Origin of the sequence: Roseateles sp. 22389 (assembly GCF_052044995.1) — a bacterium.
In the GTDB taxonomy this organism is placed as follows: Bacteria; Pseudomonadota; Gammaproteobacteria; order Burkholderiales; family Burkholderiaceae_C; genus Roseateles.
Genome location: NZ_JBQEOF010000024.1, coordinates 40,188 through 63,447 on the forward strand (window position 1 = coordinate 40,188; position 23,260 = coordinate 63,447).

The window sequence follows — 23,260 nt, forward strand, 5'->3', positions numbered from 1 at the left end:
TGAGCGCGCCGCATACAACGCCTCCACCATCAAGGAGGATTGAACATGCATGCGGATTCAGCAGCCGTCGCGGCGGCACGGGCGGGCGAGGGGCAGGCGCCGCTCGCTCCCCCTCGGAAGAAGGGCTACTTCCTGGCCAACGTCGCCACCGTGCTCGCCCTGGCGGTCGGCGCGGCGGCGACCTGGATCACGGCGATGGCGCTCGTGGAAGCCTATGGCATCGGCCCGGACAACTTCGGCCAGGCGGTCCAGGCGGCGCGGCGGGAAGCTCCCGGCGTCGGCCTGTATCTGCTGGACGCCGGCGCGCTCGCCGTCGTGGCCGTGCTCTCCTGGCTGGCCGCGCGAGGCTATCGGTCCGGGCGCTGAGGTTCGACGTCTCCCACCAATGGGGGAAAGCGATTGACGCCGACGCCACGGACCGGTCCACTCCGCCCTCGTGAGCGCGCCCAGGACGCGGCAAAACCTGCATGAGGCGCCGGAAATTCGAATGAATTCGCCTGTTGACGGATGAATTCGAATGAATACACTGGGCCGGTCCCAACGGTTTCAAGCCTCATCGTCATGAACGCGAGCAGCCCGCCGCCCACCATGGAGCCCTTGTCGGCCCGCATTCCCAGCGACCTGTACCTCTGGCTCGCCCAACTGCAGGTCGAAGGGGCGACGACCAACAGCGACAAGCTGCGCGTGCTGCTCGGCCAGCTCAAGCGCCAGCACGACGGCGCCTTCGACTACGTCGCCGCCCATGCCTGGACCCGCGACCTCACCGCGCGGCTGCGCGAGGCGCTGGTCCGGATCGAGAGCGAGACCGGCCACCATTCCGAGGTCGTCAGCCTCTTGCTGGACCACTTCGTCGCGGCGCTGGCGCTGGCGATCAGCCAGGCCCCGGCTGACGCCGACGACGCCCGCAAGTTCGAGGAGGCGCTGGTGCGCCGCGCCGCCACCCTGTGCGAGACCTTGCTGCGCCAGGGCACGCCGCTCACCGCCGCGGCCTACGACCCGCAGGTCGTGAGACGTCACCTCGGGCCGACCCTGGACCTCGCCCATCCCCTGCAAGCCACTTCGTCCTCGAAAGGATCCTGAGATGACCGACTCCCTGAAGACCCGCGTCGGCCGCGTGATCGCCGGCAGCGTGCACGCGCTCCTCGACCGCATCGAGGATCAGGCGCCCGAGGCGACGATGGAGCAGTCCCTCCGCGAGGCCGACGCCGTCATCGACGAAGTGCGTCATGAGCTGGGCACCGTGTCGGCCAACCGCCACCTGTCGCAGCGCCAGCACGCCAACCTGAACCAGCTGCACGCGACCCTGTCATCGCAGATCGACGAGGCGATGAGCGCCGGCCGCGAGGACCTGGCCCGAGCCGCCGTGGCCCGCCAGCTCGACATCGAGGCCCAGCTGCCGGTGCTCGAGACCACGCTGGCCGAGCACGCACGCCAGGAAAGCGAGCTGACGGGCTTCGTCGCCGCGCTGCTCGCGAAGAAGCGCGAGATGCAGGACGCGCTGGCCGAGTTCCGCAAGAGCCGCGCCGCCGCGACCGCGACCGCGACGGCGCCCACCGGCGTCGGTAGCGCGGCCCACCGCATCGGCAAGGTCACCGACGCCTTCGACCGCGTCTACGAGCGCCAGACCGGTCTCTCCGGCACCGCTCGTCAGAACAGCCTGCAACAGGCCGCGCAGCTCAAGGAGCTCGATGACCTGGTCCGCGACAACAAGATCGCCGAGCGCATGGCGCAGCTGAAGGCCGCCAAGTCATGAGCCTGTTCACCGCGCAGGAGAACCTGCCGTTCGGGATCGGCTTCGCGCTGATCGTCGGCATCGCGGTGGTCGAGGGCGCCGGCATGCTGATCTCGCTCAGCCCCAGCAACCTGATCGACGACTGGCTGCCCGAGGTCGACGGCGACTCCGGCCTGGACCGCGTGCTGGGCTGGCTGCACCTGGGCAAGGTCCCGGCGCTGGTCCTGCTGCTGCTGTTCCTGACGGGTTACACCGTCTTCGGCTACAGCCTGCAGGTCGTGATGAACGGCCTCTTCGGCGGCTACCTGCCCGCCGCAGTGGCCGGCCTCGCGGCGGTGCCGGCGGGGCTGGCGACGGTGAGAGGCCTGGGCGCCTTGATCGCGCACATCATTCCGCAGGACGAGACCAGCGCCGTCAGCGAGCAGAGCCTGGTGGGGCGCGTCGGGGTCGTCGTGACCGGTTCGGCCCGGCGCGGGCTCGCGGCGCAGGCGCGGGTCAAGGACGTCCACGGTCGCTCGCACTACCTGATGGTCGAGCCCGATGTGGATGACGAGGTCTTCCAGGAGGGGGCGCAGGTGCTGATCGTCAGCAAGGCCGGCGCGTTCTACCGCTGCATCGCCAATCCGCATCCGACCTTGATGTAGCGCGGCGCCACGGAAGGCGCGTCGTACCGCTGCGGTGTTCGTCGCTGCTGCCGCCGCCGATTTCCATACCAACACGGATTCCAAGTTTCTTGAGGGAGTAACCAGTCCATGAGCAATCTGATCGAGCTGCTGACCATCGCGGGCATCGCCCTGGTCGCGCTACTGACCATCGGCTTCGTCTTCGCGCGCCTGTACAAGCGCTCGACGAAGGAGACCGCCTTCGTCCGCACCGGCCTGGGTGGCCAGAAGGTCATCATGGACGGCGGCGCGATCGTGCTGCCGGTGTTCCATGAGCGGGTGCTGGTCAACATGAACACGCTCAAGCTCGAGGTGCAGCGCCGCGAGCGCGAGAGCCTGATCACCCGCGACCGCATGCGCGTCGACGTGACCGCGGCCTTCTTCGTGCGGGTCAAGCAGACCGAGGAGGCGGTCAGCATCGCCGCGCAGACGCTGGGCGCCCGCACGATGAGCCCGGACGAGCTCAAGGCGCTGGTGGAGGACAAGTTCGTCGACTCGCTGCGCGCGACGGCCGCCACGATGTCCATCCAGGAGCTGCAGGACAAGCGCCGCGACTTCGTCCAGGCGGTGCAGAACGCCGTCGCGGAGGACCTCGAGAAGAACGGCCTCGAACTGGAATCGGTGTCGCTGACCAGCCTGGACCAGACGGACAAGCAGTTCTTCAACCCGAACAACGCCTTCGATGCCGAAGGCCTGACGCGGCTGACCGAGCAGACCGAGGCGCGCCGCAAACAGCGCAACGACGTGGAGCAGGACACCGAGGTGCAGGTCCGGACCAAGAACCTGGATGCGACGCGGCAGAAGCTCAACATCGAGAAGGACCAGGAGTTCGCGACGCTGTCCCAGCAGCGCGAGATCGAGATCACCCGGGCCGAGCAGGTCGCGTTGATCGCGTCGCAGCAGGCCGAGCGCACCCGCCAGGCCGAGGCGGCGAAGATCGAGGCCGAGCGCCAGGTCAGCCAGAAGCGCATCGAGGCGGATCGCGAGATCAAGTCGGCGGAGATCGAGAAGAACCTGGTCGTGCAGACCCGCGAGATCGAACTCGAGCGCAAGACCGAGATGCAACGCGCCGAGCAGCGCAAGCAGGTCGAGATCGCGCGCCAGGACACGCAGATCGCGATCGCGACGAAGTCGCGCGAGCAGTCCGATGCCGACGCGGCCGCCAACATGGCGCGCGCGGACGCCGTCAAGGCCGAGGAACTGGTGAACACGGCCCGGCAGGTGGCCGTCGCCGAGCGCGAGAAGAACATCCAGCTGATCGAGGCCTCCAAGGAAGCCGAACAGCTCGCCATCGCCGTGCGGGTGTCCGCGTCGGCGGAAAAGGAGGCGGCGCTGGACCGCGCCGAGGCGCTGACCATCGAGGCCCAGGCCAAGCAGGCCGCGGCGCTGGCGGAAGCCGAAGGCCGCCGGGCGATCAACGAGGCGCTGAACACCCTGTCCGCCGCGCAGATCGACCTGCAGGTCCGCACGATGCTGCTGCAGCAGCTGCCCAACATCCTGGAGCAGGCGGTGCGTCCGATGGAGAAGATCGATTCGATCCGCATCTTCCAGGTCAACGGCATGCCGGGCGCGAGCAACGACGGCGGCGCGGCGAACGGGCAGGGCGGTGCGGGCGGCTCCGGTGCGGGCGTCGGCGCGACCTTCCCGGAGCAGGTGATGAACTCGGCGCTGCAGTACCAGATCGCCAAGCCCATCGTCGATGCGGTGATGAAGGACGCCGGGCTGTCCAACGAAGGCATCACCGGCGTGGCGCAGTCCTTGGCCGGCATGCTGGGGCAGGGCAACGGCGCGCCCGTGCCGCAGGTCCCGCACGCAGCGCAGAAGTCGATCGACGGTCCGCACGCCTGATCAGCTAGCGCTGAGGGAACGAAGCCCGCTGGTGAAAGCCTGCGGGCTTCTTGCCTTCACACAGCAGAGTTCCGCGAGTCAGGCCGCGAGGGCGAGTCGGGCGTCGTGCTCCTCACCTCACGGCTGCATATCGAGTTGATCGTTCGCAAGTCTTGGCCGAGGCAGATAATCCTCGCCGCCATGGACGATCCCTCAGTTCCCCTGTCGTTGCGCTTCGGCCCGTTCGCCTTCGACGAGGCGAACGCGCGGCTCTTGGCCGAGGGACAGGCTATCGCTCTGGCGCCCAAGGCCTTCGGCGTGCTCACGGAGCTGCTGCGCCATGCCGGCACGCTCGTGACCAAGGACGCGCTGCTCGACAGCGTCTGGGGCCATCGCCACGTGAGCGAATCCGTGCTCAAGACCACGATCAGCGAACTCCGCGCCGCGCTCGGCGATGACGCGAAGCATCCGCGCTGGGTCGAGACTGCCTCGCGGCGCGGCTATCGGTTCATCGGCCCGATCGAGGGCACGGCCACCGCGCTCGACGAGCCCCGCCGGCTCATCGGCCGCGAGCCTGAACTCGCCCGCCTGCGCGCCGCCTGGTCGCGCGCCGCGGCCGGACAGCGCCAGCTGTGCTGCGTTGCCGGCGAGGCCGGCATCGGCAAGACCGCGATGATCGACGCCTTCGTCGCGTCGCTCGGCGACGCCGCCACCGCCCACGGCCAGTGCATCGAGCAGGTCGGCGAGGGCGAGCCCTACCTGCCGGTGCTGGACGCGCTCGCCGGTCTGGCGCGCACGGATGCGTCGCTCGTCACGCAACTGCGCCGCGTCGCGCCGACCTGGCTGCTGCAGCTGCCCTGGCTCATCGCCCGCGAGGAACAGGAACGGCTGCAGGCCGGCCTCGCCAGCGCCACGCAGGACCGCATGCTCCGCGAGTTTTCGGAGCTGGTGGAGCAACTCACCGCCGTTCGACCGCTGCTGCTCGTCACCGAGGACCTGCACTGGTGCGACGAGGCCACCGTGCGTCTGATCGACCACGTCGCGCGCCGCCGGCCACCGGCGCGCCTGATGTGGATCGTCACCTACCGCACGCCGGAACTCGTCGCCAACGACCATCCGCTCAACGGCCTGCGCCACGAACTGCGCGCCCGCCGGTTGTGCGAGGAACTGCTGCTCGATCCCTTCAGCGAGGCCGAGCTCGCCGCCTACCTCGCGCGGCACCGGCCCGGCCTGGCCGCCGACGAGGCCCATGTCCGCCGCCTGCACCGCCAGACCGACGGCTTGCCGCTGTTCGTCGCCAACGCGGTCGACGAGCTGTCCACGGCCACGACCTCAGGCGACGCCGGCTCGCACGACGACTGGGCGGTGCCCGATTCGCTGGCCGGCGTCATCGAGCGCCAGCGCGCCCGCCTCGCGCCGGACGCCGCCGCGCTGCTGGAAGCCGCCGCCGTCTGCGGCGTTGAGTTCGCGTGCTCGATCGTGGCCCACATGCTGGGCAGCGATGCCGCCACCGTCGCGGCGGATTGCGATGAGCTCGCGCGCCGCCAGGCCTGGCTGGCGCCGGCCGCGCTGGAGCCGCTGGCCGACGGCACGCTGGAGGCGCGATTCACCTTCCGCCACGCGCTGTACCGGCAGGCGCTCTATCAACGCATCGCGCCGTCGGCGCGCGTGTCGCTGCACCGGCGCGCCGCGGCCGCGCTCGAGCAATGGCGCGCCGATCGCATCGACGCGGTCGCCGCCGCGCTCGCGCTGCACCATGAGCGCGGTCTCGATGCGCTGGCCGCCATGCGCGCCTACGCGGCGGCCGGCGAACGCGCGCTCGGGCGCTTCGCGCCGCACGAGACGCTGTTGCTGGTCACGCGCGGCCTGACCCTGCTCGACCGCGCGCCCGAAGGCGAGGCCCGCTGCGAGGCGGAACTCGCGCTCCAGCAACTGCGCGGCGCCGCGCTCGCCCAGTCCACGGGCGTGACGACGCCGGAAGGCCGAGCCGCCTATCTCCGCTGCGCGACGCTGTGCGAGCTGCTCCCGCCGACCCGCCCGCGCGCCTGGGTGATGACCGGCCTGGTCTGGATGTTCACCGCGTCCGGCGAATACCTGCAGGCCGAGGCCATCGCGCTGCGGCTGTGCGCCGCGGCCGATGCCTTCGACGACGACCTGCTGCGCGCCGCCGGCGCCGTGTCCCTGGCCGTGACGCTGCTGCAGCGCGGCCGGATCGCGGAGGCGATGCCGTTGGTGCAGCGGGCCCGCGCCTTGACCGAAGCGCTCGGCCATCCGCGCCTGCCGGCGACGGTGATGCATGACCCGTCCGCGCTGGCGTGGGGCGTCGGCGCGGTCGTGCATGCGTACACGGGCGCTGTCGAGCTCGCCCGGCAATGGGCCGAGGCGGGCGCCGCGCGCGCCGCCGAGATCGGCGTGCCGGTGATGCGGGGCTTCGCGGCGCGCTGCGCGAGCATCGTCGACGTGCGCTTCGGCCGCGCGCAGCAGGTGCTGGCCCGGACGCAGCGGATGCGCGAACTGGTGCGGGAGCATCAACTGGGCCAGGGCGAGGGCCCGAGCCGCGCCATGCTGGGCTGGGCCCGCGCGCGCACCGGCGATGCCGCGGGCCTGTCCGACGTCGAGGCCGGCTGTGCCGCCCATGCGGCGACGGGGGCCTGGTTCGAGGCGTCCGGATTGCGGTGGATGGCGGTGGACGCCGCGCTCGCCAGCAACGACCTGGCCGCGGCGCGGCGTCATCTGGACGATGGCTTCGCGATGGCCGAACGGCTGGGCGAGACCCTGCATCTCCCCGACCTGTGGGCTGCCCGCGCCACCCTGGCCGAGCGCGAAGGCGACCTCGCCGCCGCGCGGGAGGCGGCCGGGACCTCCGCGCGCCTGGCGGCGGAGCAGGGCGCGTTGACGGCGGAACTCATCGCGCGCCTGGCGCTGTGCGAGCTGCAAGGCGCCTCGCCGGCCGAACTGGACGACCTACGCGCGCTGCGCGCCCGCTGGCACGACACGACGCCCTGGCCGGTGCTGGCGCGCGTGGACGCGCTACTGGCCGCCGGCGCCTGACGCGGCCCGGACGCCGGCGGGCCCCGTCGTCCTGACCACCCGCCGCCCGATCCCGACCATTCCCCGACCTTTCCCCGACCGTTCCCGAACGACTTCCCGGACCCTCGTCCCTACGCTTCAGTCCATGGCCGATGCGCTCCCGCGCCGGCCGCAACGACTGGAGAAAAGACGATGTCCACCCGCCCACGCCGCTTCGCCCGCCTCGCGCTGGTTCCGGCCGTCGCGGCCGCCCTGGCCGCCTGCGCGGCCCTGCCCGAGACCCCGCCGCTGGCGACGCCCCGTCCCGTCGACGGCTACGCCGCGACGCAGTCGCTGGCCGCCGCCCGCGCTGACTGGCCCACCGACGCCTGGTGGCGCGCCTATGGCGACGCGCAGCTCGACCAGCTCGTCGACGAGGCGCTGGCCGGATCGCCCTCGATCGCGACCGCCCAGGCCCGGCTGGCGCGTGCCGAGTCGGTGGTGCAGACCTCGCGCGCCGCCAGCCGGCCGCAGCTCAAGGCCAACGCGTCGATCAGCGAGCAGAAGCAGAGCTACGAGTACCTGACCCCCCGCGCCGCGACGCCCGACGGCTGGAAGGACTACGGCCGCGCGACGCTGGACTTCTCCTGGGAGCTGGACTTCTGGGGCCGCAACCGCGCCGCGCTGGCGGCGGCGCTATCCGACGCCGAGGCCGCCCGCGCCGATGCCGCGCAGGCGCGGCTGATGCTGGCGGCCTCGATCGCCTCCGCGTATGCCGAATTCGCCCGCCTGTGGGCGCTGCAGGACACCGCCGAGGCGGCACTGGCTGTGCGCGACAAGACGGTCCAGCTGCTGCGCATGCGCCGCGAGAACGGCCTGGAGACGCTGGGCGGCGTGCGCCAGGTCGAGGCCCGCCGCGCGATGGCCGACGCCGACCTGCAATCGGCCCGCGAGCAGCTCCAGCTGCAGCGGCATCGCCTGGCGGCGCTCACCGGCGCGGGCCCCGACCGTGGGCTGGCGCTCAGCCGCCCGCAGCTGGACGTCGCCCGCGACTTCGGCCTGCCGGAGCAGCTTCCCGCCCAGTTGCTGGGCCGCCGCCCGGACATCGTCGCCGCGCGGCTGCGCGTCGAGGCCGCGCTCGGCCGTGTGGATTCCGCCAAGGCGGCGTTCTATCCGGACGTCAACCTGACGGCCTTCGCCGGCATGCAGTCGCTGGGCCTGTCGAAGCTGACCGACGGCGGCGCCTTCACCGGCAGCATCGGTCCGGCCATCTCGCTGCCGATCTTCGACGGCGGCCGGCTGCGCGGCCAGCTGCGCGGCGTCCGGGCCGACGCCGACGCGGCCGTCGCCAGCTACGACCAGGCGGTCGTACAGGCGCTGCAGGAAGTGGCCGACATCGCCGCCAGCGAGCGCGCCCTCGGCGGCGAACTGGCGAGCACCGATGCGGGCGTCGAGGCCGCGCGCGAGGCCTGGCAGATCCAGCAGCGGCGCTACGCCGGCGGCCTGTCGACCTACCTCGAGGTGCTGACCGCCGAGGACGCCTGGCTGACCAACCTGCGCACGCAGACCGACCTGCGCTCGCGCGCCTTCACGCTCGATGTGGCGCTCAAACGCGCCTTAGGAGGCGGCTTCCGCAGCTGACGCGGAAGTTGTGTCGGGAAAACGACCGAGCAAACCATCAATGAAACCTTAGAGAGAAAGCGAGTCCCGTCATGTCCGAAGCCACCTTGCCGCGCGCCGCGGCCACGCCGTCCGCCAAGTCGCCCCTGCATACCGCCGATCCCGCCCACGACACGCCGGCGGCCCCGGCCCGCCCCGAGGCGCGTAAGAAGCTGTTCACGCTGCTCGCGCTGACCGTCGTTGCCGCGGCGGTGGGCGTCTTCGCCTACGAGCACTTCTTCGCGTCGCGCTACGTCAGCACGGAGAACGCCTACACGGCCGCCGAGATGGCCCAGGTGACGCCCTTCGTCGGCGGCATCGTCCGCGAGGTCCGCGTCTCCGATACGCAGGCCGTGCGCCGCGGCGACGTGCTGGTCGTGCTGGATGACACCGACGCCCGGCTCGCGCTGGAGCAGGCCGAGGCCGAGCTCGGCCGCGCCCAGCGGCGCGTGCGCGGCTACGTCGCCAACGACACCAGCCTGGCGGCGCAGGTGATCGCGCGCGATTCCGACCGCCTGCGCGCCGAAGCCCAGCTCGCGTCGGCCGCGTCCGATCTGGAGCGCGCCAAGGTCGACCTGGAGCGCCGCGAAGCGCTGTCGGATTCGGGCTCGGTCTCAGCGGACGAGGTGACCCGCGCTCGCAACGCCTTTCAGACCGCCACCGCCGCGCTGGCCGCCGCCAAGGCGGCCGCGGCGCAGACCACCGCCAACCGCGCGGCCGCGCTCGGCCAGCGCGAGGCCAACGCCACGTTGATCGCCGACACCACCGAGGCCGCCAACCCCGAGGTCGCCTTGGCCCGCGCCAAGCGCGACCAGGCGCGCGTGAACCTGGAGCGCGTGGTCGTGCGCGCCCCGGTGGATGGCGTCGTCGCCCGGCGCGCGGTGCAGCTGGGCCAGCAGGTCGCCGCCGGCACGCCCTTGCTGGCCATCGTCCCGATGGGCCAGGTCCACGTCGACGCGAACTTCAAGGAAGGCCAGCTCGACAAGGTCCGCATCGGCCAGCCGGTGGAGGTCGAGTCCGACCTCTACGGCCGCTCGGTCGTCTATCACGGCACGGTGCAGGGCCTGTCCGGCGGCACCGGCTCGGCCTTCGCCGCGATCCCGGCGCAGAACGCGACCGGCAACTGGATCAAGGTCGTGCAGCGCGTGCCGGTGCGCATCGCGCTGGACCCGAAGGAGCTTGCGCAGCGTCCGTTGCAGGTGGGACTGTCGATGACGGCCACGGTCGACACGCGCGCCGAAGCACGCGCCGAAACCAGCGCCGAAACCAGCGCCAACACGAGCGCGCAATGAGCGCCCGACCAGGAACCGCGCCATGAACGCCGCCATCCCCGACGACCAGCGCCCGCTCGAGGGCGGGCAGCTGTGGCTCGCCGCCATCGTGCTGGCCGCCGCGAACTTCATCGCGGTGCTGGACATGACGATCGCCAACGTCTCCGTGCCCGACATCGCCGGCAGCCTGGGCATCAGCTCGAGCCAGGGCACCTGGGTCATCACCTCCTACGCCGTGGCCGAGGCCTGCATCGTGCCGCTGACCGGCTGGATCGCCGGCCGCTTCGGCGCGGTGCGGGTCTTCGCCACGGCGATGGTGCTGTTCGGGCTGTGCTCGGCGCTGTGCGGCCTGTCGCCGACGCTGGGCCTGCTGGTCACCGGCCGGGTGCTGCAGGGCCTGTCGGGCGGCTCGCTGATGCCGCTGTCGCAGACGCTGCTGCTGCGCATCTTCCCGAAGGAGAAGGCCGGCGGCGCGATGGCGCTGTGGGCCATGACGACGCTGGTGGCGCCCATCCTCGGGCCGATCCTGGGCGGCTGGCTGTGCGACGCGTTCTCGTGGCCGCTGATCTTCTTCATCAACGTGCCGATCGCGCTGATCGTCGCGCCGCTGGCCTGGCGCATGCTGCGCCGCTATGAGACGCCGCTGGAGCGCCAGCCGATCGACCGCGTCGGGCTGGTGCTGCTGATCGTCTTCGTCGGCGCGCTGCAGCTGATGCTGGACCTGGGCAAGGAAAAGGACTGGTTCGAGTCGACCGAGATCATCGCGCTGGCCGTGGTGGCGGCGATCGGTTTCGTCGCCTTCCTGATCTGGGAGCTCACCGAGCCCTATCCGATCGTGGACCTGCGGGTGTTCCGGCATCGCGGCTTCGCCGTCGGCGTGCTGACGATCGCGCTGGGCTTCGGCGCGATGTTCGGCGCCAACGTGCTGACGCCGCTCTGGCTGCAGAGCTACATGGGCTACACCTCGACCTGGGCGGGCCTGGCGACGGCCTGGTCCGGCGTGCTGGCGGTGGCGGCCGCGCCGATCGCGGGCAAGCTCGCCGGCAAGGTCGATCCGCGGCCGCTGGTGTTCTTCGGCCTGGCCTGGCTGGGCGCGGTGATGGTGCTGCGCACCGTCGGCACCACGCAGATGGGCTACTGGCAGATCGCGCTGCCGCTGCTGCTGATGGGCGTGGGCATGCCCTTCTTCTTCGTGCCGCTGACGGCCTTGTCGCTGGGCAGCGTGGAGCCGCGCGAGACCGCCTCCGCCGCCGGCCTGCAGAACTTCGTGCGCACGCTGTCGGGGGCGGTCGCGACCTCGCTGGTCACGACGAGCTGGGAGAACCGCACCACCGCGATCCATGCCGACCTGGTCGGCGAGCTGGACCGCTCGGGCGAGGTGATGCGCACGCTGACCGGGCTGGGCCTGCCGCCGGACGCGCGCAGCGGGATGCTCGACAACCTGCTGACCGGCCAGAGCGTGATGCTGGCGACCAACCAGATCCTGTGGATCGTGGCGGCGCTGTTCCTGGTCTCGGCCCTCGCGATCTGGCTCGCGCCGCGGCCCACGCGCACGGTGGAGATGAGCGAGGCCGGTCACTGACCCCCGACGCCGGAGGCTGCGATGACGCTGGATCGAGACCCGCGGCATCCCGCCCGCCGGCAGTACGTGCTCAAGCTCGACCGCCGGGCGGAACCCAGCCGTGCCGCGCTGAGCGGACGGGTCGAGAACCTGGCCACCGGCCAGGCCTTCGAGTTCAGCGACGTCGAGTCGCTGCTCGAGGGCCTGGCGCGGGACCTGGCCGCATCCGTGGACCGCAACGATGCCTGATCGGTCACGGTCCGGCGCCGCGAGGCGGGGGCAACCCTGAACGCGCGGGCAGGCGGCTTCGCTAGCATCGCGCGCATGAACATGAGGGAGGGGAGCGCGCCCACGCTTCCAGAACAAGACTGGTCGGCGATCGATCGATCGCTGGATCTCGGGCACTACCTGACGGTCTCCGACCGGATCGACGGCTGGATTGCCGACGGTTCGCCGGACGCCGTCGTCCGCGCCATCCGCGCGCTGAGCTACCTGGGCGACGACCGCCGCGCCGAGGCGCTGGCGCTGCGCCTGGGGCGCCGCCACCCCGGTCACCCGCAGGCGCGGCTGTACCTGCTGCGCACGGTGCTGGCGCGGCAGGGACCGTTCGGGATGTGGCGGGCCTGGCGCCGCTTCCCGTCCCCGCCCGGCCAGGACGATGCGGCCCGCGCCGACGAGCACGCGCTGCGCGGCACCTGGCTGGGCCAGCTGCGCGACTTCAGCCGCGCCTGCGCCGAGCATGAGCGGGCGATCGCGCTCGATCCGTCCGACCCGTGGCTGCGCATCGAGTACAGCTTCACCCTGATGGGCCAAGACCGCTACGAGGACATGCTGGCGCGGGCCCGCGAGGCGCTGGCGCTGTGCCCCGGTTACCGCTCGGGCCTGCAGGCCGAAGCCCGCGCGCTCACGCTGCTGAACCGCCAGGACGAGGCCGTCGAGGTGCTGCGCGCCGCGATGGCGGACACCGAATGCGCGGCCATCGCGCTGCAGCTGGCGGATCTGCTCAACGAGCGCGAGGCCTGGTCCGAGGTGCTGGCGCTGCTGGCGGAGGCGCAGCGGATGATGCCGCGCGCGAATGCGGCTGAACTCGGCTACCTGGAGGCCCGGCGCGCCGACGCGCTGATGCGCCTGGGGCGCCATGCCGAAGCGCGCGAGGCGGCGCTGCGCGTGCCCGGGACCGGCTTCTACAGCGCGCTCGCCGAACGCCTGGTCGATCCGTCGCCGGGGCAGGCGCGGGTGCTGCTCCGGCTGCCTTTCGTTCGCCAGCATTGGTCCACCTGCGCGCCGGCCACGCTGAGCTCGCTCTGCCAGTACTGGGGCTGGCCGGCCGAGCACCTCGAGATCGCCCAGGCCATCTGCTATGACGGCACCAGCGATGCCAACGAGCGTCTCTGGGCCGGGCAGCGCGGCTTCGTGGTCCGGGATTTCCGCCTGGACTGGGACAGCGCCTGCGCGCTGATCGACGCCGGCGTGCCCTTCGCGCTGGTCACGAAGGGGGCCGCGAGCGGCCACCTGCAAGCGGTGGCGGGCTATGACCGGCTGCGGCGCACGCTGCTGATCCGCGATCCCTTCCACCCCTCCCATGCGGAGATGGAAGCGGCGCCGCTGTTCGCCGCGCAGGCGGCCCACGGGCCGCGCGCGATGCTCATGGTGCCGCCGGACCAGGCCCACCGCCTCGACGGCATCGGGCTGCCCGAGGCCGAGGACCACGACGAGCTGTTCCGCGTCCAGACCGCGCTGGAGCGGCACGACCGCCCCGCCGCGCTGGCGGCGCGCGACGTGCTGGCCGCGCGCTCGCCGGGCAGCCGCCTGGCCTGGCGTGCCGCGCGGCTGGTCGCGCTCTACGACGGTAACGAGCCGGCGATCCTCGAGGCGACCGAGGCCCTGCTCGCGATGTTCCCGGACGATCCTCACCTGCGGCTGAGCCAGGTCGCGTCGCTGTCGGCGATCGCCGGCCAGGCCGCCAGTTCGCGCGCGCTGGAGGCGCAGGCGGCGGCGCCCGGCGCCGACCCGCTGGTGCTGGTGCGCTGGGCCGACCGCCTCGCGCTCGACAGCCGCCGCGCCTGGCAGGCCCGGCAGTGCCTGCGCCGGGCGATCCGGCGGGGGCCGGTGCTGGGGCAGGTCTGGTGGCAGTGGGCGGACTTCGAATGGGCCCACGGCTCGCGCGAGGACGCGCTGGCGCTCTACCGCTGGACCGCCTGCCTGCTGGCCACCGATGAGCAGGCCGCGCGGGCCTACATGACCGCCTGCCGCGTGCTGGGCCGGGAGGCCGAGGGCCTGGCCTTCCTGCGCGAACGCGAGCGCGAATGGGGCGGGCGCTCGAGCGCGCCCCTGATCACGCTGTACCAGCAACTGGACCTGATCGAACGCGCGGAGGAGGCGGAGGCGCTGTTGCAGGCCGGCCTCGCCCGGCGGCCGGACGACGCCGCGCTCAAGCTCTTCGCCGCCGAGCAGCGCCTGCGCCGGCAGCAACTGGACGCGGCGCAGGCGCTGGTGGAGGCGGCCGTGCAACCGGCGCATCCGGCCGAGGTCCTGCGCCTGCGCGCGCTGCTGGACGAGGCGCGGGGCGAGCTCGACGCGGCGCTGCGCTGGGCCGACGAGGCCTGCGCGCTGCAGCCTTTCGGCCTGGCGCTGCACCGCTTGCGCCTGCGCCTGTTGTCGCGCCGGGACGGTCAGGGCGCGGCGCTGGCCGCGCTGCGCGAGGTGGCCGGGCGCCACCCGGCGCATTACGGCCTCCAGCGGCTGCTGTTCGACTGGGTGCCCGACCGCCCCGAGGACATCAACGCGGTCCTGGAGCGCCTGCGCGAGCATCACCCGGACGACGCCTGGACCCGGCGCGAACTGGCGGTGCAGGCCAGCCGCCAGGGGCGGCACGACGAGGCCGTCGCCATGGCCGAGGCGGCCTGTGCGCTCACGCCCGAGCGCGCCGACGCGCAGGGCGTGCTGGCCTATGTGCTGCACCGGCGCGATGGGTATGACGCGGCGCTGCCGGCGCTGTGGCGGGCCATGGCGCTGGACGCGGATTACGACTTCTCGATGCGCCTGCTGGTCAATGCCGCGCCGGATCCGGCGAAGGCCCGCGACGCCGTCGACCGGGCCGCGGCGGAGCTGGACCGGCAGGTCGTGCTCGGCGACGGCTGGCTGTGCTTCCAGCAGGTCGCCGGCCGGGGCTGGCGGCCGACGGCGGTCGCGCGCCGGCTGATGCGGGCCCTGCGTCGCCAGCCCGACACCTGGCACCTGTGGGTCGCGCTGGCACGGCAATGGATCGAGTCGGGCCGCGCGCCGCGGGCGCGGCGGCTGCTGGTCGAGGCGGCGCGACGCTTCACCGCGCTGCCGCGCGTGCAGCACGAACTGGCGGAGGCCTTGCGCCAGATCGGCGATCGCGCGGGCGCGCGGGCCGCCTGCGAGGCGGTGCTGGCGGAGTCCCCCGGCTGGAACACGGCGGTGCGCCTGCAGGTCGACCTGCTGACCGAGTCGCAGCCCGACTACGACGCCGCCGAGCGCGTCGTGACGCGCGCGCTGCACCACGCCCATGACGACGACGACCTGATCGCGCTGCTCGCCTGGCTGCATGAGCGCCGTCAGCGGCCGGACGACGCCCTGCGCGAGGCGCGCCGCTCGCTGCTGCTGAATCCGCGCCCGACCTGGGTCTGGGCGATGGTGCGACGCGTCTGCGAGGCGGGCGAGCGCCTGCACGACTTCGACGCGATGGTCGACGAGGTCGAGCGCAGCCGCCCCGGCGACGCCAGCGCCTGGCTGGTGCGCGCGAGCCAGGGGCGGGACGACCTCGAGGCGCTGGCCGCGGCCGAGCGCGCCGTGGCGCTGGCGCCGATGCTGGAAGCGGCCTGGATCGCGCGCTTCGAGCGCCTGGCGCAGCTGTCGCGCCACGATGAGATCGAGACGCTGCTCAAGGCGCTGCCCTGGCCCGGCGCGGCACCGGTCGCGCTGCGGGCCTGGGAGGCGCGCTGCGCCTGGCGGCGCGGCGACCGGGCCGGTGCCGTCGCCCGGCTGCGCGCGCTGATCGCGGAGGTGCCGGACGACGAGTCCCTCTGGCGCGACCTGGCCGACTGGGAAGACGCGCGCGACGAGAACGCGGCCTACCTGGAAGCGGCGCAGCGGCTGCGGGCACTCCTGCCGCACCGCGGCATGCCGCACGCCTACGTCGGCCATGCGCTGTTCAAGCTGGGTCGCCATGCCGAGGCGGTCACCGAACTGCGCCGCGCGCTGGAGCTCGAAGGCCGCTACCTGTTCGCCGCCCGCGTGCTCTGCGAGGCGGCGGAGCGGGTCGGCGACACCGACAGCGTGGAGTGGGCGGTGCGCTCCCAGTGGGCCGCCGAGCCGACCACCGACCTCGCGCGCCGGGCGGTGATCGCCGCCAGCCGCGCCGGACGTCGCGACCTGGCCTTCGAGTGGCTGGAGCGCCTGGTCGACCTGCCGGGCTATGACCTGGTGCAATCGCGCCTGGCCTGCGAGGCGATCGACGCGGCGGGTTGGGGACAGGGACTGGCGGCGTGGCAACTGGCCCGCATCGAGCGCGGGGAGGGCGCGCCCGGCCTGGCCTACCACTGGCTGATCGCGCAGGCGCGGCGCCGCGGTGAGCTGATCACCGCCTTCACGGCCGCGCGGCTGCTGCGACGCGCGCAAGGCCAGTTGCTGCTGCGCGCGCTGCTGCGCTGGCTGGTCGACACCGAGCGCGACCTCTGGCTGCGCTGGCTGGTGCGCCGACATGGCGACCGGCTGCGCGCGGACATGGCGAGCTGGGGCGAGACCAGTTATGCGCTGGTCTCGCGCGGCCTGTTCCGCGACACCGTCGACTGGATGCGCGACTGGCGCGACCGCGCGCAGCCGCCGCTCTACGCGCTGACCAACCTGTGCATCGCGCTGGCGCGGCGTGGCCACTGGGACGAGCTGGGCGAGGTGGTCGCGCATGCCCTGCCGCGGGACCCGTACCAGGAGGACATGCGCCTGTGGGAGTTGGCGCTGCTGGCCGCGCACTCGCGTGGCGAGCAGCTGGAGCATCGCCTCGCGCGGCGGCATGAATGGTCGCCGTCCGGATGGATGACGCCGGCGCTGGCGATGATCGAGGCCTATGCCACGCTGATGCGCACGGGCGGCCGCGAGGGCTCGGTGGCGGCGCTGCGGCGGGCGGTGATCGGGGACGGCCCCGGCGCCTCGATCTGGCGGCGCCTGCGCCATCCCGCGCGCTGGGTCCACACCGCGCCGGCGCAGCGCTGGCGCTGGTTCGTCCCGCAATGAAAAGAGCCCGCCGGCATCGCCAGGCGGGCTCTTTTTCGGTCCAGGCGCCCCGGCGGGGCCCTGGGGGTCCAGCGCCCCGTTGGGGGCACTGGGCCGCCGGACTCAGTCGAACACCGGCGTCTCGACGCCCAGCACCTTGTGCAGCTTCGGACTGGTGGTCGTGTACTGCAGGTGGACGCGCTTCTCGGGGTTGATGATCGGCATCGCGCCGAACGCCGCCAGCGCGGCCTCGTGGAAGCCCGACAGGATCAGCTTCTTCTTGCCCGGGTAGGTGTTGATGTCACCCACCGCGAAGATGCCGGGCACGCTGGTCTGGAACTTCTCGGTGTCGACCTGGATCTGCTTCTTTTCCAGCGCCAGGCCCCATTCGGCGATCGGGCCCAGCTTGGGCGACAGGCCGAAGAACACCAGCACCTGGTCCGCCGGCACGACGCGCGTGACGCCGTCGCCGCCGGTGATCTTCAGGCCCTTGAGCGCGTCCTCGCCTTCGTCCAGGTCGGCCACCTGGCCCACCATGAACTGCATCTCGTAGGCGTCGCAGAGTTCCTTCATCTTGGCCACCGAGGCCGGCGCGGCGCGGAAGCCGTCGCGGCGGTGGACCAGGATCACGCTCTCGGCCTTGTGCGGGTTGCCGTCGGCATTGCCGGCGCAGAAGTTCAGCGCCCAGTCCAGCGCCGAATCGCCGCCGCCGATGATCACCAGGTTCTTCCCGGCGAATTGCGCCGGGTTGCGCACGCGGTAATGGACCTGCGAGCCCTCGTACTTGTCGATGCCCTCGACCTTCAGGGTGCGGGGCTGGAAGGAGCCCACGCCGCCCGCGATGAAGATCGTCTTGGTCAGGAACTGCGTGCCCTTGCTCGTGGCGACGAAGAAGCGGCCGTCCTCCTGCTTCTCGACGGTCGTGACCTCCTGGCCCAGATGGAAGGTCGCGCCGAAGGGCTCGATCTGCTTCATCAGGTTGTCGGTCAGTTCCTTGCCGGTCACCACCGGCAGCGCCGGGATGTCGTAGATCGGCTTGTCGGGATACAGCTCGATGCACTGGCCGCCGGGATAAGCCAGCGAATCGATGATGTGGGCCTTGATCTCGAGCAGGCCCAGCTCGAACACCTGGAACAGGCCCACCGGGCCGGCGCCGACGATGACGGCATCCGTTTCGATCACGCCCGCGTGCGGGGCGGAGGTCGCTTCAGTCACTTGCGTTTCCATTCTTGTGAGAAGCAGCGGCCGGCAGGCTCCGGCGCCGCGAGATGAGGGGATCGGTCAGCGGACCAGCTGATCGACCTTGCCCGTCTTGTCCTTCCACTCGTCGGCATCGGGCAGCGGCGTCTTGCGCTTGGTGATGCTGGGCCACTTCTTCGCGAGATCCGCGTTCAGCTTGATCATGATCTGCTGGTCACCGGGGACGTCCTCCTCCGGCATGATCGCGTTCACCGGGCACTCGGGGATGCAGACCGCGCAGTCGATGCATTCATCGGGGTCGATGGCCAGGAAGTTCGGGCCCTCGCGGAAGCAGTCGACGGGACAGACATCGACGCAATCGGTGTATTTGCAGCGAATGCAGGCTTCGGTGACGACGTGGGTCATAGCGGCTCTTCTAGTGGCGGGGCCGGCGGGGGGCCCTCGAAATTCAGCGTCCCTGGCGGTCTCCAGGCGATTCCCGGACGGTGGGCTCGGTCGGCGCTGACGGAAAACGGCGGATTTTAAACGTTCGGGGTTTGCGCCAGCGCTTCCGGCCCGCGCGGCTCAAGGTCTTGGGACGGGGAAAGCGTCGCGTATTCGCCCAATCCGGGGTCGGAGGCCCGCTCGGGCGCGGTCGCCGGCAAAGCACCGGTGGCCGACGCCCGGTCCGGGACTGCCGCGCCCGCCGTGCCCAGTGGCGCGGCGCCGGCGCCGACGACGACCACCGTCGGCCGGCCCCGATGCAGCATCGACGCGGCGCCCAGCGTGGCGACCTCATGCTCGCTGGCCAGCGCGTCCGCGCAGCCGGCGCGGGACACGACGCTTACCGGCGCGTCCGGCGCCCAGCCCGCGGCGAGCAGCCGGCGGGCGAGGGCGGCTAGCTGCTGCCCGGCCATGTAGAACACCTCGGTGTCGGCGGACTTGGCGGCCTGGAGCTCGCCCTCGCGGGTCATCGCGGTGGTCAGCGCGACGCTGCGGCCGGCGCCGCGGCGCGTCAGCGGGCGGCCGGTCTGCGCGGCCGCGGCGATCGCGGCGGTCACGCCGGGCACGATCTCGTAGCCGATGCCGGCCTCGGCCAGCGCCTGCAATTCCTCTTCCAGCCGGCCGAACACGCTGGCATCGCCGCCCTTGAGCCGCACGACCAGCGCATGGGTCTTCGCTTCCCGCACCAGCGCCGCGTTGATCGCGGTCTGCTTGGTCGAGTGGCAGAAACCGCGCTTGCCCACGTCCAGCCACCGCGCCTGGGGCGCGAGCTCGCGCAGCGCCGGGTCGGTGAGGGCGTCGAACAGCACCACCTCCGCCTGCGCCAGTGCCCGCGCGCCGCGCAGCGTGATCAGGTCGGCGGCGCCGGGCCCGGCGCTGACGAAGAGGACGCGTCCCATGGCGGTCTCCTGGACGGTGTTCAGCGGACCAGCAGCGCGCCGCTGGTGCGGTTGCTGGTGGGATCCACGACGATCAGCGCGCCGCCGACGCGGTTGTCCGCGTAGGGCTGCAGCGGCAGCTCGGCCTGCAACTCGACGGTGACATGGCCGATCTCGTTGACGGAGAGTTCATGCGCCTCGGTCTCGGCCAGGGTCTGGATATCCAGGCGGTGGTCGATGGCGGTGATGCGGGCCTGGACCCAGCGGTTGCCGTGGCGGACCCAGTATTTGCGGCCGATGACGGCCGGCTCGGTGTCCAGCCAGGCCAGCGTCGCGTCGAAGGCGCGGCGCGGCGTCGCGGCGCCCGGCGCCACGATCCAGTCGCCGCGCGACACGTCGACCTGTCGGTCCAGCAGCAGCCCGGCGGACTCGCCGGCCACCGAAGCGGCCACCGGCTCGCCGGCGCGGCGCAGCTCGCCCACCACGGCGGTCTGGCCGCTCGGCAGGATCTGCACCTCGTCGCCGACCTGCACCTGGCCCTGCGCGATCCGGCCCCACAGCACGCGGGGGTTGTTGCCGGTGCCGTCGCCGTCCTTGGCCACGTACTGCACCGGCAGCGCCAGCGGGGCTTCGACGGTTTCCTGCACGGTGGGCAGCGACTCCAGCACCTGCAGCAGCGAGGGGCCGTCGTACCAGTCCGCCTCGAGCGGCTGGGTGACGTTGTCGCCGCGCAGCGCGGAGACCGGCACCACCGCGGTGACCTGGATGCCGGCCGCCGATGCGAACTTCTCCAGCGCGGCCGAGACCTTGCGGAACGCGTCGCCGGGATTCGCGGCGGCGTCGATCTTGTTGATCGCGAAGACGATGCTGGGCACGCGCAGCAGATGGGCCAGCAGACTGTGGCGGCGCGTCTGCGGCAGCAGCGGGACGTCGTCCACCGACAGGTCCAGCTTGGTCACGTCGACCAGCACCACGGCGGCATCGCTGCCGGCGGCGGCGGTGACCATGTTGCGGGTGTACTGCTCATGGCCGGGGGCGTCGGCAATGATGAACTTGCGCTGCTTGGTCGCGAAGTAGCGGTAGGCGACGTCGATCGTGATGCCTTGCTCGCGCTCGGCCTCCAGGCCGTCGGTGAGCAGGCTCAGGTCGATGGGCTGGCCGGCGGCACGCTTGGCCAGCGTGTCGAGCTGGTCGGCCAGGATCGCGCGGCTGTCGAAGAGCAGACGCCCGATCAGCGTGCTCTTGCCGTCGTCGACGCTGCCCGCGGTCAGGAAGCGCAGCGCGCGGTGCGTGGTGTCGACGTCGGATTGATGGATCTTGTGAACGGCGGTCATCGGAACTCCTGCCGGGCCGCCTGCGGCGACCCGCGCCCCCGTGGGGGCAGTGAACGTGGCGGACGCGGGGCGTGGCCCCGGGCGCGTCAGAAATAACCTTCCTTCTTTCGGCGCTCCATCGAGGCGTCGGAGGTGCGGTCGTCCATGCGGGTGGCGCCGCGCTCGGAGACGGTCACGGTCAGCGTCTCGGCGACGATGTCGGCGGCGCTGGCGGCGGGACTCTCCACCGGGCAGGTGCAGGTCATGTCGCCGACGGTGCGGAAGCGCACCTGTGCGGTCTCGACGGTCTCGCCGGCCTCGGGTGGCGTGACCTCGGTCAGCGGGACCAGCAGGCCCTTGCGGCGGATCACCTGCCGGTCATGCGCGAAGTACAGCGACGGCAGCGGGATGTTCTCGCGCGCGATGTAGAGCCACACGTCCAGCTCGGTCCAGTTGCTGATCGGGAAGGCGCGGAAGTGCTCGCCCGGGCGGATGCGGGTGTTGAAGAGATTCCACAGCTCGGGCCGCTGTTCCTTGGGCTGCCATTGGCCGAAGCTGTCGCGGTGGCTGAAGATGCGCTCCTTGGCGCGGGCCTTCTCCTCGTCGCGGCGGGCGCCGCCGATGAGCACGTCGAAGCGGTGCTCCTCGATGGTCTCCAGCAGCGTCACCGTCTGGTGGCCGTTGCGCGATTCCAGCGGATGCGACAGGCGGATCGTGCCCTTCTTGATCGAGTCCTCGAGGTGGCCGACGACCAGGCGTTCGTCCATCTCGGCGACCCGGCGGTCGCGGAACTCGATGACCTCGGGGAAGTTGTGGCCGGTGTCCACGTGCACCAGCGGGAAGGGCAGCTTGCCGGCGAACTCGTTGCCGGCGATGCGGCGCTTGAACGCCTTCTCGGCCAGGCGCAGCACGACGCAGGAATCCTTGCCGCCGGAGAACAGCAGGGCGGGGCGTTCGAAGGCCGCGGCGACCTCGCGCAGGATGAAGATCGCCTCTTCCTCGAGGTGGTCGAGGTGGCGGTGGTCCGCCAGCGGCAGCAGTTGTTCGAGGTTCACGGGGGCGTTCATGCCGAGGCTCCGGAGGTCTCAGGGGAATCGGTGGATTCGGGGGTGTGGGTCGCGTGCAGGCCGCATTCCTTGGACGAGTCCTCCCACCACCAGCGGCCGGCGCGGAAGTCCTCGCCGACGGCGATCGCGCGCGTGCAGGGCGCGCAGCCGATGCTGGGCATGAACTGGTCATGCAGCGGGTTGTAGGGCACGTCATTCGCCTGGACGTAGTGCCAGACGTCGGCCCAGGTCCACTCGGCGAGCGGATTGATCTTGGTGCGGCCCTGGCCATCGTCCTCGCGGAACGGGACCTCGGCGCGGTTGGCGCTCTGCTCGCGGCGCAGGCCGGTGATCCAGGCGCTGCGGCCGGCGAGCATGCGCGCCAGCGGCTCGAGCTTGCGCACGCCGCAGCAGGCCTTGCGCAGCTCGACGCTGCGGTACATCGGCTCCTCGCCATTGGCGCGGACGAAGTGGACGACCTGCTCGCTGACCGGCGCGAAGACCTCGACCGCCAGGCCGTAGCGCGCCTGGATGCGCGGGATCAGCGCCAGCGTCTCGGCGTGCAGCTTGCCGGTGTCGAGCGTGGCCAGCGCGATGGGCAGGCCGTGGCGCGCGATCAGGTCGGTGATGACCATGTCTTCGACGCCCAGCGAGGTCGACTGCAGCGCGCCGGGGCCGAAGTCGGCGGCGGCCTGCTTCAGCACCTCGACCGTGCGCGCGAGGCGCTCGTCGAAGCCGGCGGTCTTGCGGGCATACAGGCCGATCGCGGAGCCGACGCCGGCGCCGGGCAGCGCGGACACGCCGGATGCGGTCGCGTGATCGCCGCCGATCGGCGTGAAGTCCAGCGAGGACAGCTCGCCGCTCATGCTCAGGCCTCCGCCTTCTGGCTGGTGACGCCCGCTCGCGCGAACAGCGGGCGCGTCTCGTTGACGTCCGCCTGGTAGTGGCCGGGGAAGAACTTCAGCGCGCGCTCGGCCGCCTCGAGGTTCTGGTCGCCGCGCAGTTGCACGGCGTCGACGCCGCAGCGCTGCAGCAGCGGCAGCATGTCCACGAGCACTTCGCCGATCGCGCGGACCTCGCCGGCGAAGCGCAGGCGCGAACGCAGCACGTGGGCCTGGCTGTAGGCGCGGCCGTCGACCCACTTGGGGAACTGCAGCACCACCAGCGCCAGCCGCGGCAGGTCGGCCTTGAGCTCGGTCACGTCGACGTCGTTGGGCAGGATCACGCCGGTGGCCAGGCCCTCGGGCCAGGTGTCGCGCACGGCATGCCACTGCTCCAGCGTCAGCAGCTTGTGGTCGGCGGCGGCGGGATGCGGCTGGGGGCCGTCCTCGCCCGCGCAGGTGTGCCAGGGGTCTTGGGCCTTGGAAACGAACTTCATGGTGCG

The 23,260-nt window shown here is 72.1% G+C and carries 18 protein-coding genes; 11 read left to right on the forward strand and 7 right to left on the reverse strand.

All coding sequences use genetic code 11. The annotated features are described in order from the left end of the window. Positions 1–45 precede the first annotated feature (45 nt). The 11 genes from ACTJKJ_RS24175 to ACTJKJ_RS24225 all read left to right on the forward strand — a co-directional run bounded on the left by ACTJKJ_RS24175 (position 46) and on the right by ACTJKJ_RS24225 (position 16,977). A complete protein-coding gene (locus tag ACTJKJ_RS24175) occupies positions 46–366 on the forward strand; it encodes a hypothetical protein (protein WP_183478437.1) in 321 nt (106 codons plus the stop codon). 195 nt (positions 367–561) lie between these two features. Next, positions 562–1,080 (forward strand): hypothetical protein, encoded by a 519-nt coding sequence (locus ACTJKJ_RS24180; protein ID WP_147240312.1) that lies wholly within the window; start codon positions 562–564, stop codon positions 1,078–1,080. A gap of 1 nt (position 1,081) precedes the next feature. Then, complete coding sequence (locus ACTJKJ_RS24185; RefSeq protein ID WP_440822583.1) at positions 1,082–1,753, forward strand: PspA/IM30 family protein; 672 nt, start codon at positions 1,082–1,084, stop codon at positions 1,751–1,753. After that, a complete protein-coding gene (locus ACTJKJ_RS24190) occupies positions 1,750–2,376 on the forward strand; it encodes a YqiJ family protein (protein ID WP_091722113.1) in 627 nt (208 codons plus the stop codon). The genes ACTJKJ_RS24185 and ACTJKJ_RS24190 overlap by 4 nt, the downstream gene beginning before the upstream one ends. 108 nt (positions 2,377–2,484) lie before the next feature. Beyond that, positions 2,485–4,242: a flotillin family protein gene (locus tag ACTJKJ_RS24195; RefSeq protein WP_440822585.1), complete on the forward strand. Its 1,758-nt coding sequence runs from the start codon at positions 2,485–2,487 to the stop codon at positions 4,240–4,242. A gap of 180 nt (positions 4,243–4,422) precedes the next feature. After that, a complete protein-coding gene (locus ACTJKJ_RS24200; protein ID WP_440822587.1) occupies positions 4,423–7,272 on the forward strand; it encodes an AAA family ATPase in 2,850 nt (949 codons plus the stop codon). Positions 7,273–7,443: 171 nt separating this feature from the next. Then, on the forward strand, positions 7,444–8,871 hold the full coding sequence (locus tag ACTJKJ_RS24205; protein WP_440822589.1) for an efflux transporter outer membrane subunit: 1,428 nt from the start codon (positions 7,444–7,446) through the stop codon (positions 8,869–8,871). A 71-nt stretch (positions 8,872–8,942) separates the two neighbouring features. Continuing rightward, complete coding sequence (locus ACTJKJ_RS24210; protein ID WP_440822590.1) at positions 8,943–10,181, forward strand: HlyD family secretion protein; 1,239 nt, start codon at positions 8,943–8,945, stop codon at positions 10,179–10,181. Between the two features lie 22 nt (positions 10,182–10,203). Continuing rightward, the gene (locus ACTJKJ_RS24215) at positions 10,204–11,742 is read left to right on the forward strand and encodes a DHA2 family efflux MFS transporter permease subunit (RefSeq protein ID WP_440822592.1); all 1,539 of its coding nucleotides are present in this window, start codon (positions 10,204–10,206) and stop codon (positions 11,740–11,742) included. Positions 11,743–11,763: 21 nt separating this feature from the next. Beyond that, positions 11,764–11,970: a hypothetical protein gene (locus ACTJKJ_RS24220; protein WP_091722134.1), complete on the forward strand. Its 207-nt coding sequence runs from the start codon at positions 11,764–11,766 to the stop codon at positions 11,968–11,970. A gap of 75 nt (positions 11,971–12,045) precedes the next feature. Beyond that, positions 12,046–16,977 (forward strand): C39 family peptidase, encoded by a 4,932-nt coding sequence (locus tag ACTJKJ_RS24225; protein ID WP_440822594.1) that lies wholly within the window; start codon positions 12,046–12,048, stop codon positions 16,975–16,977. A 102-nt stretch (positions 16,978–17,079) separates the two neighbouring features. On the opposite strand, the gene ACTJKJ_RS24230 is transcribed toward ACTJKJ_RS24225, so the two are convergent. The 7 genes from ACTJKJ_RS24230 to ACTJKJ_RS24260 all read right to left on the reverse strand — a co-directional run bounded on the left by ACTJKJ_RS24230 (position 17,080) and on the right by ACTJKJ_RS24260 (position 23,254). Continuing rightward, positions 17,080–18,171, reverse strand: coding sequence for an NAD(P)/FAD-dependent oxidoreductase (locus ACTJKJ_RS24230; RefSeq protein ID WP_404932389.1), 1,092 nt, complete (start codon positions 18,169–18,171; stop codon positions 17,080–17,082). 66 nt (positions 18,172–18,237) lie between these two features. Beyond that, entirely contained in the window at positions 18,238–18,561 is a 324-nt protein-coding gene (fdxA, locus tag ACTJKJ_RS24235; protein WP_091722144.1) for a ferredoxin FdxA, read from the reverse strand. A gap of 116 nt (positions 18,562–18,677) precedes the next feature. After that, complete coding sequence (gene cobA / locus ACTJKJ_RS24240; protein WP_440822596.1) at positions 18,678–19,538, reverse strand: uroporphyrinogen-III C-methyltransferase; 861 nt, start codon at positions 19,536–19,538, stop codon at positions 18,678–18,680. A gap of 20 nt (positions 19,539–19,558) precedes the next feature. Continuing rightward, positions 19,559–20,851 (reverse strand): sulfate adenylyltransferase subunit 1, encoded by a 1,293-nt coding sequence (locus ACTJKJ_RS24245; RefSeq protein ID WP_440822598.1) that lies wholly within the window; start codon positions 20,849–20,851, stop codon positions 19,559–19,561. An 86-nt stretch (positions 20,852–20,937) separates the two neighbouring features. Beyond that, positions 20,938–21,897 carry a sulfate adenylyltransferase subunit CysD gene (cysD, locus tag ACTJKJ_RS24250; RefSeq protein ID WP_440822600.1) on the reverse strand — a complete coding sequence of 320 codons (960 nt, stop codon included), beginning with the start codon at positions 21,895–21,897 and terminating at the stop codon, positions 20,938–20,940. Beyond that, complete coding sequence (locus tag ACTJKJ_RS24255; protein WP_440822602.1) at positions 21,894–22,742, reverse strand: phosphoadenylyl-sulfate reductase; 849 nt, start codon at positions 22,740–22,742, stop codon at positions 21,894–21,896. Before ACTJKJ_RS24255 ends, cysD begins: the two co-directional genes overlap by 4 nt. Before the next feature lie 2 nt (positions 22,743–22,744). Further along, positions 22,745–23,254, reverse strand: a complete 510-nt coding sequence (locus tag ACTJKJ_RS24260; protein ID WP_297384821.1) for a DUF934 domain-containing protein — start codon at positions 23,252–23,254, stop codon at positions 22,745–22,747. Between the last annotated feature and the right edge of the window lie 6 nt (positions 23,255–23,260).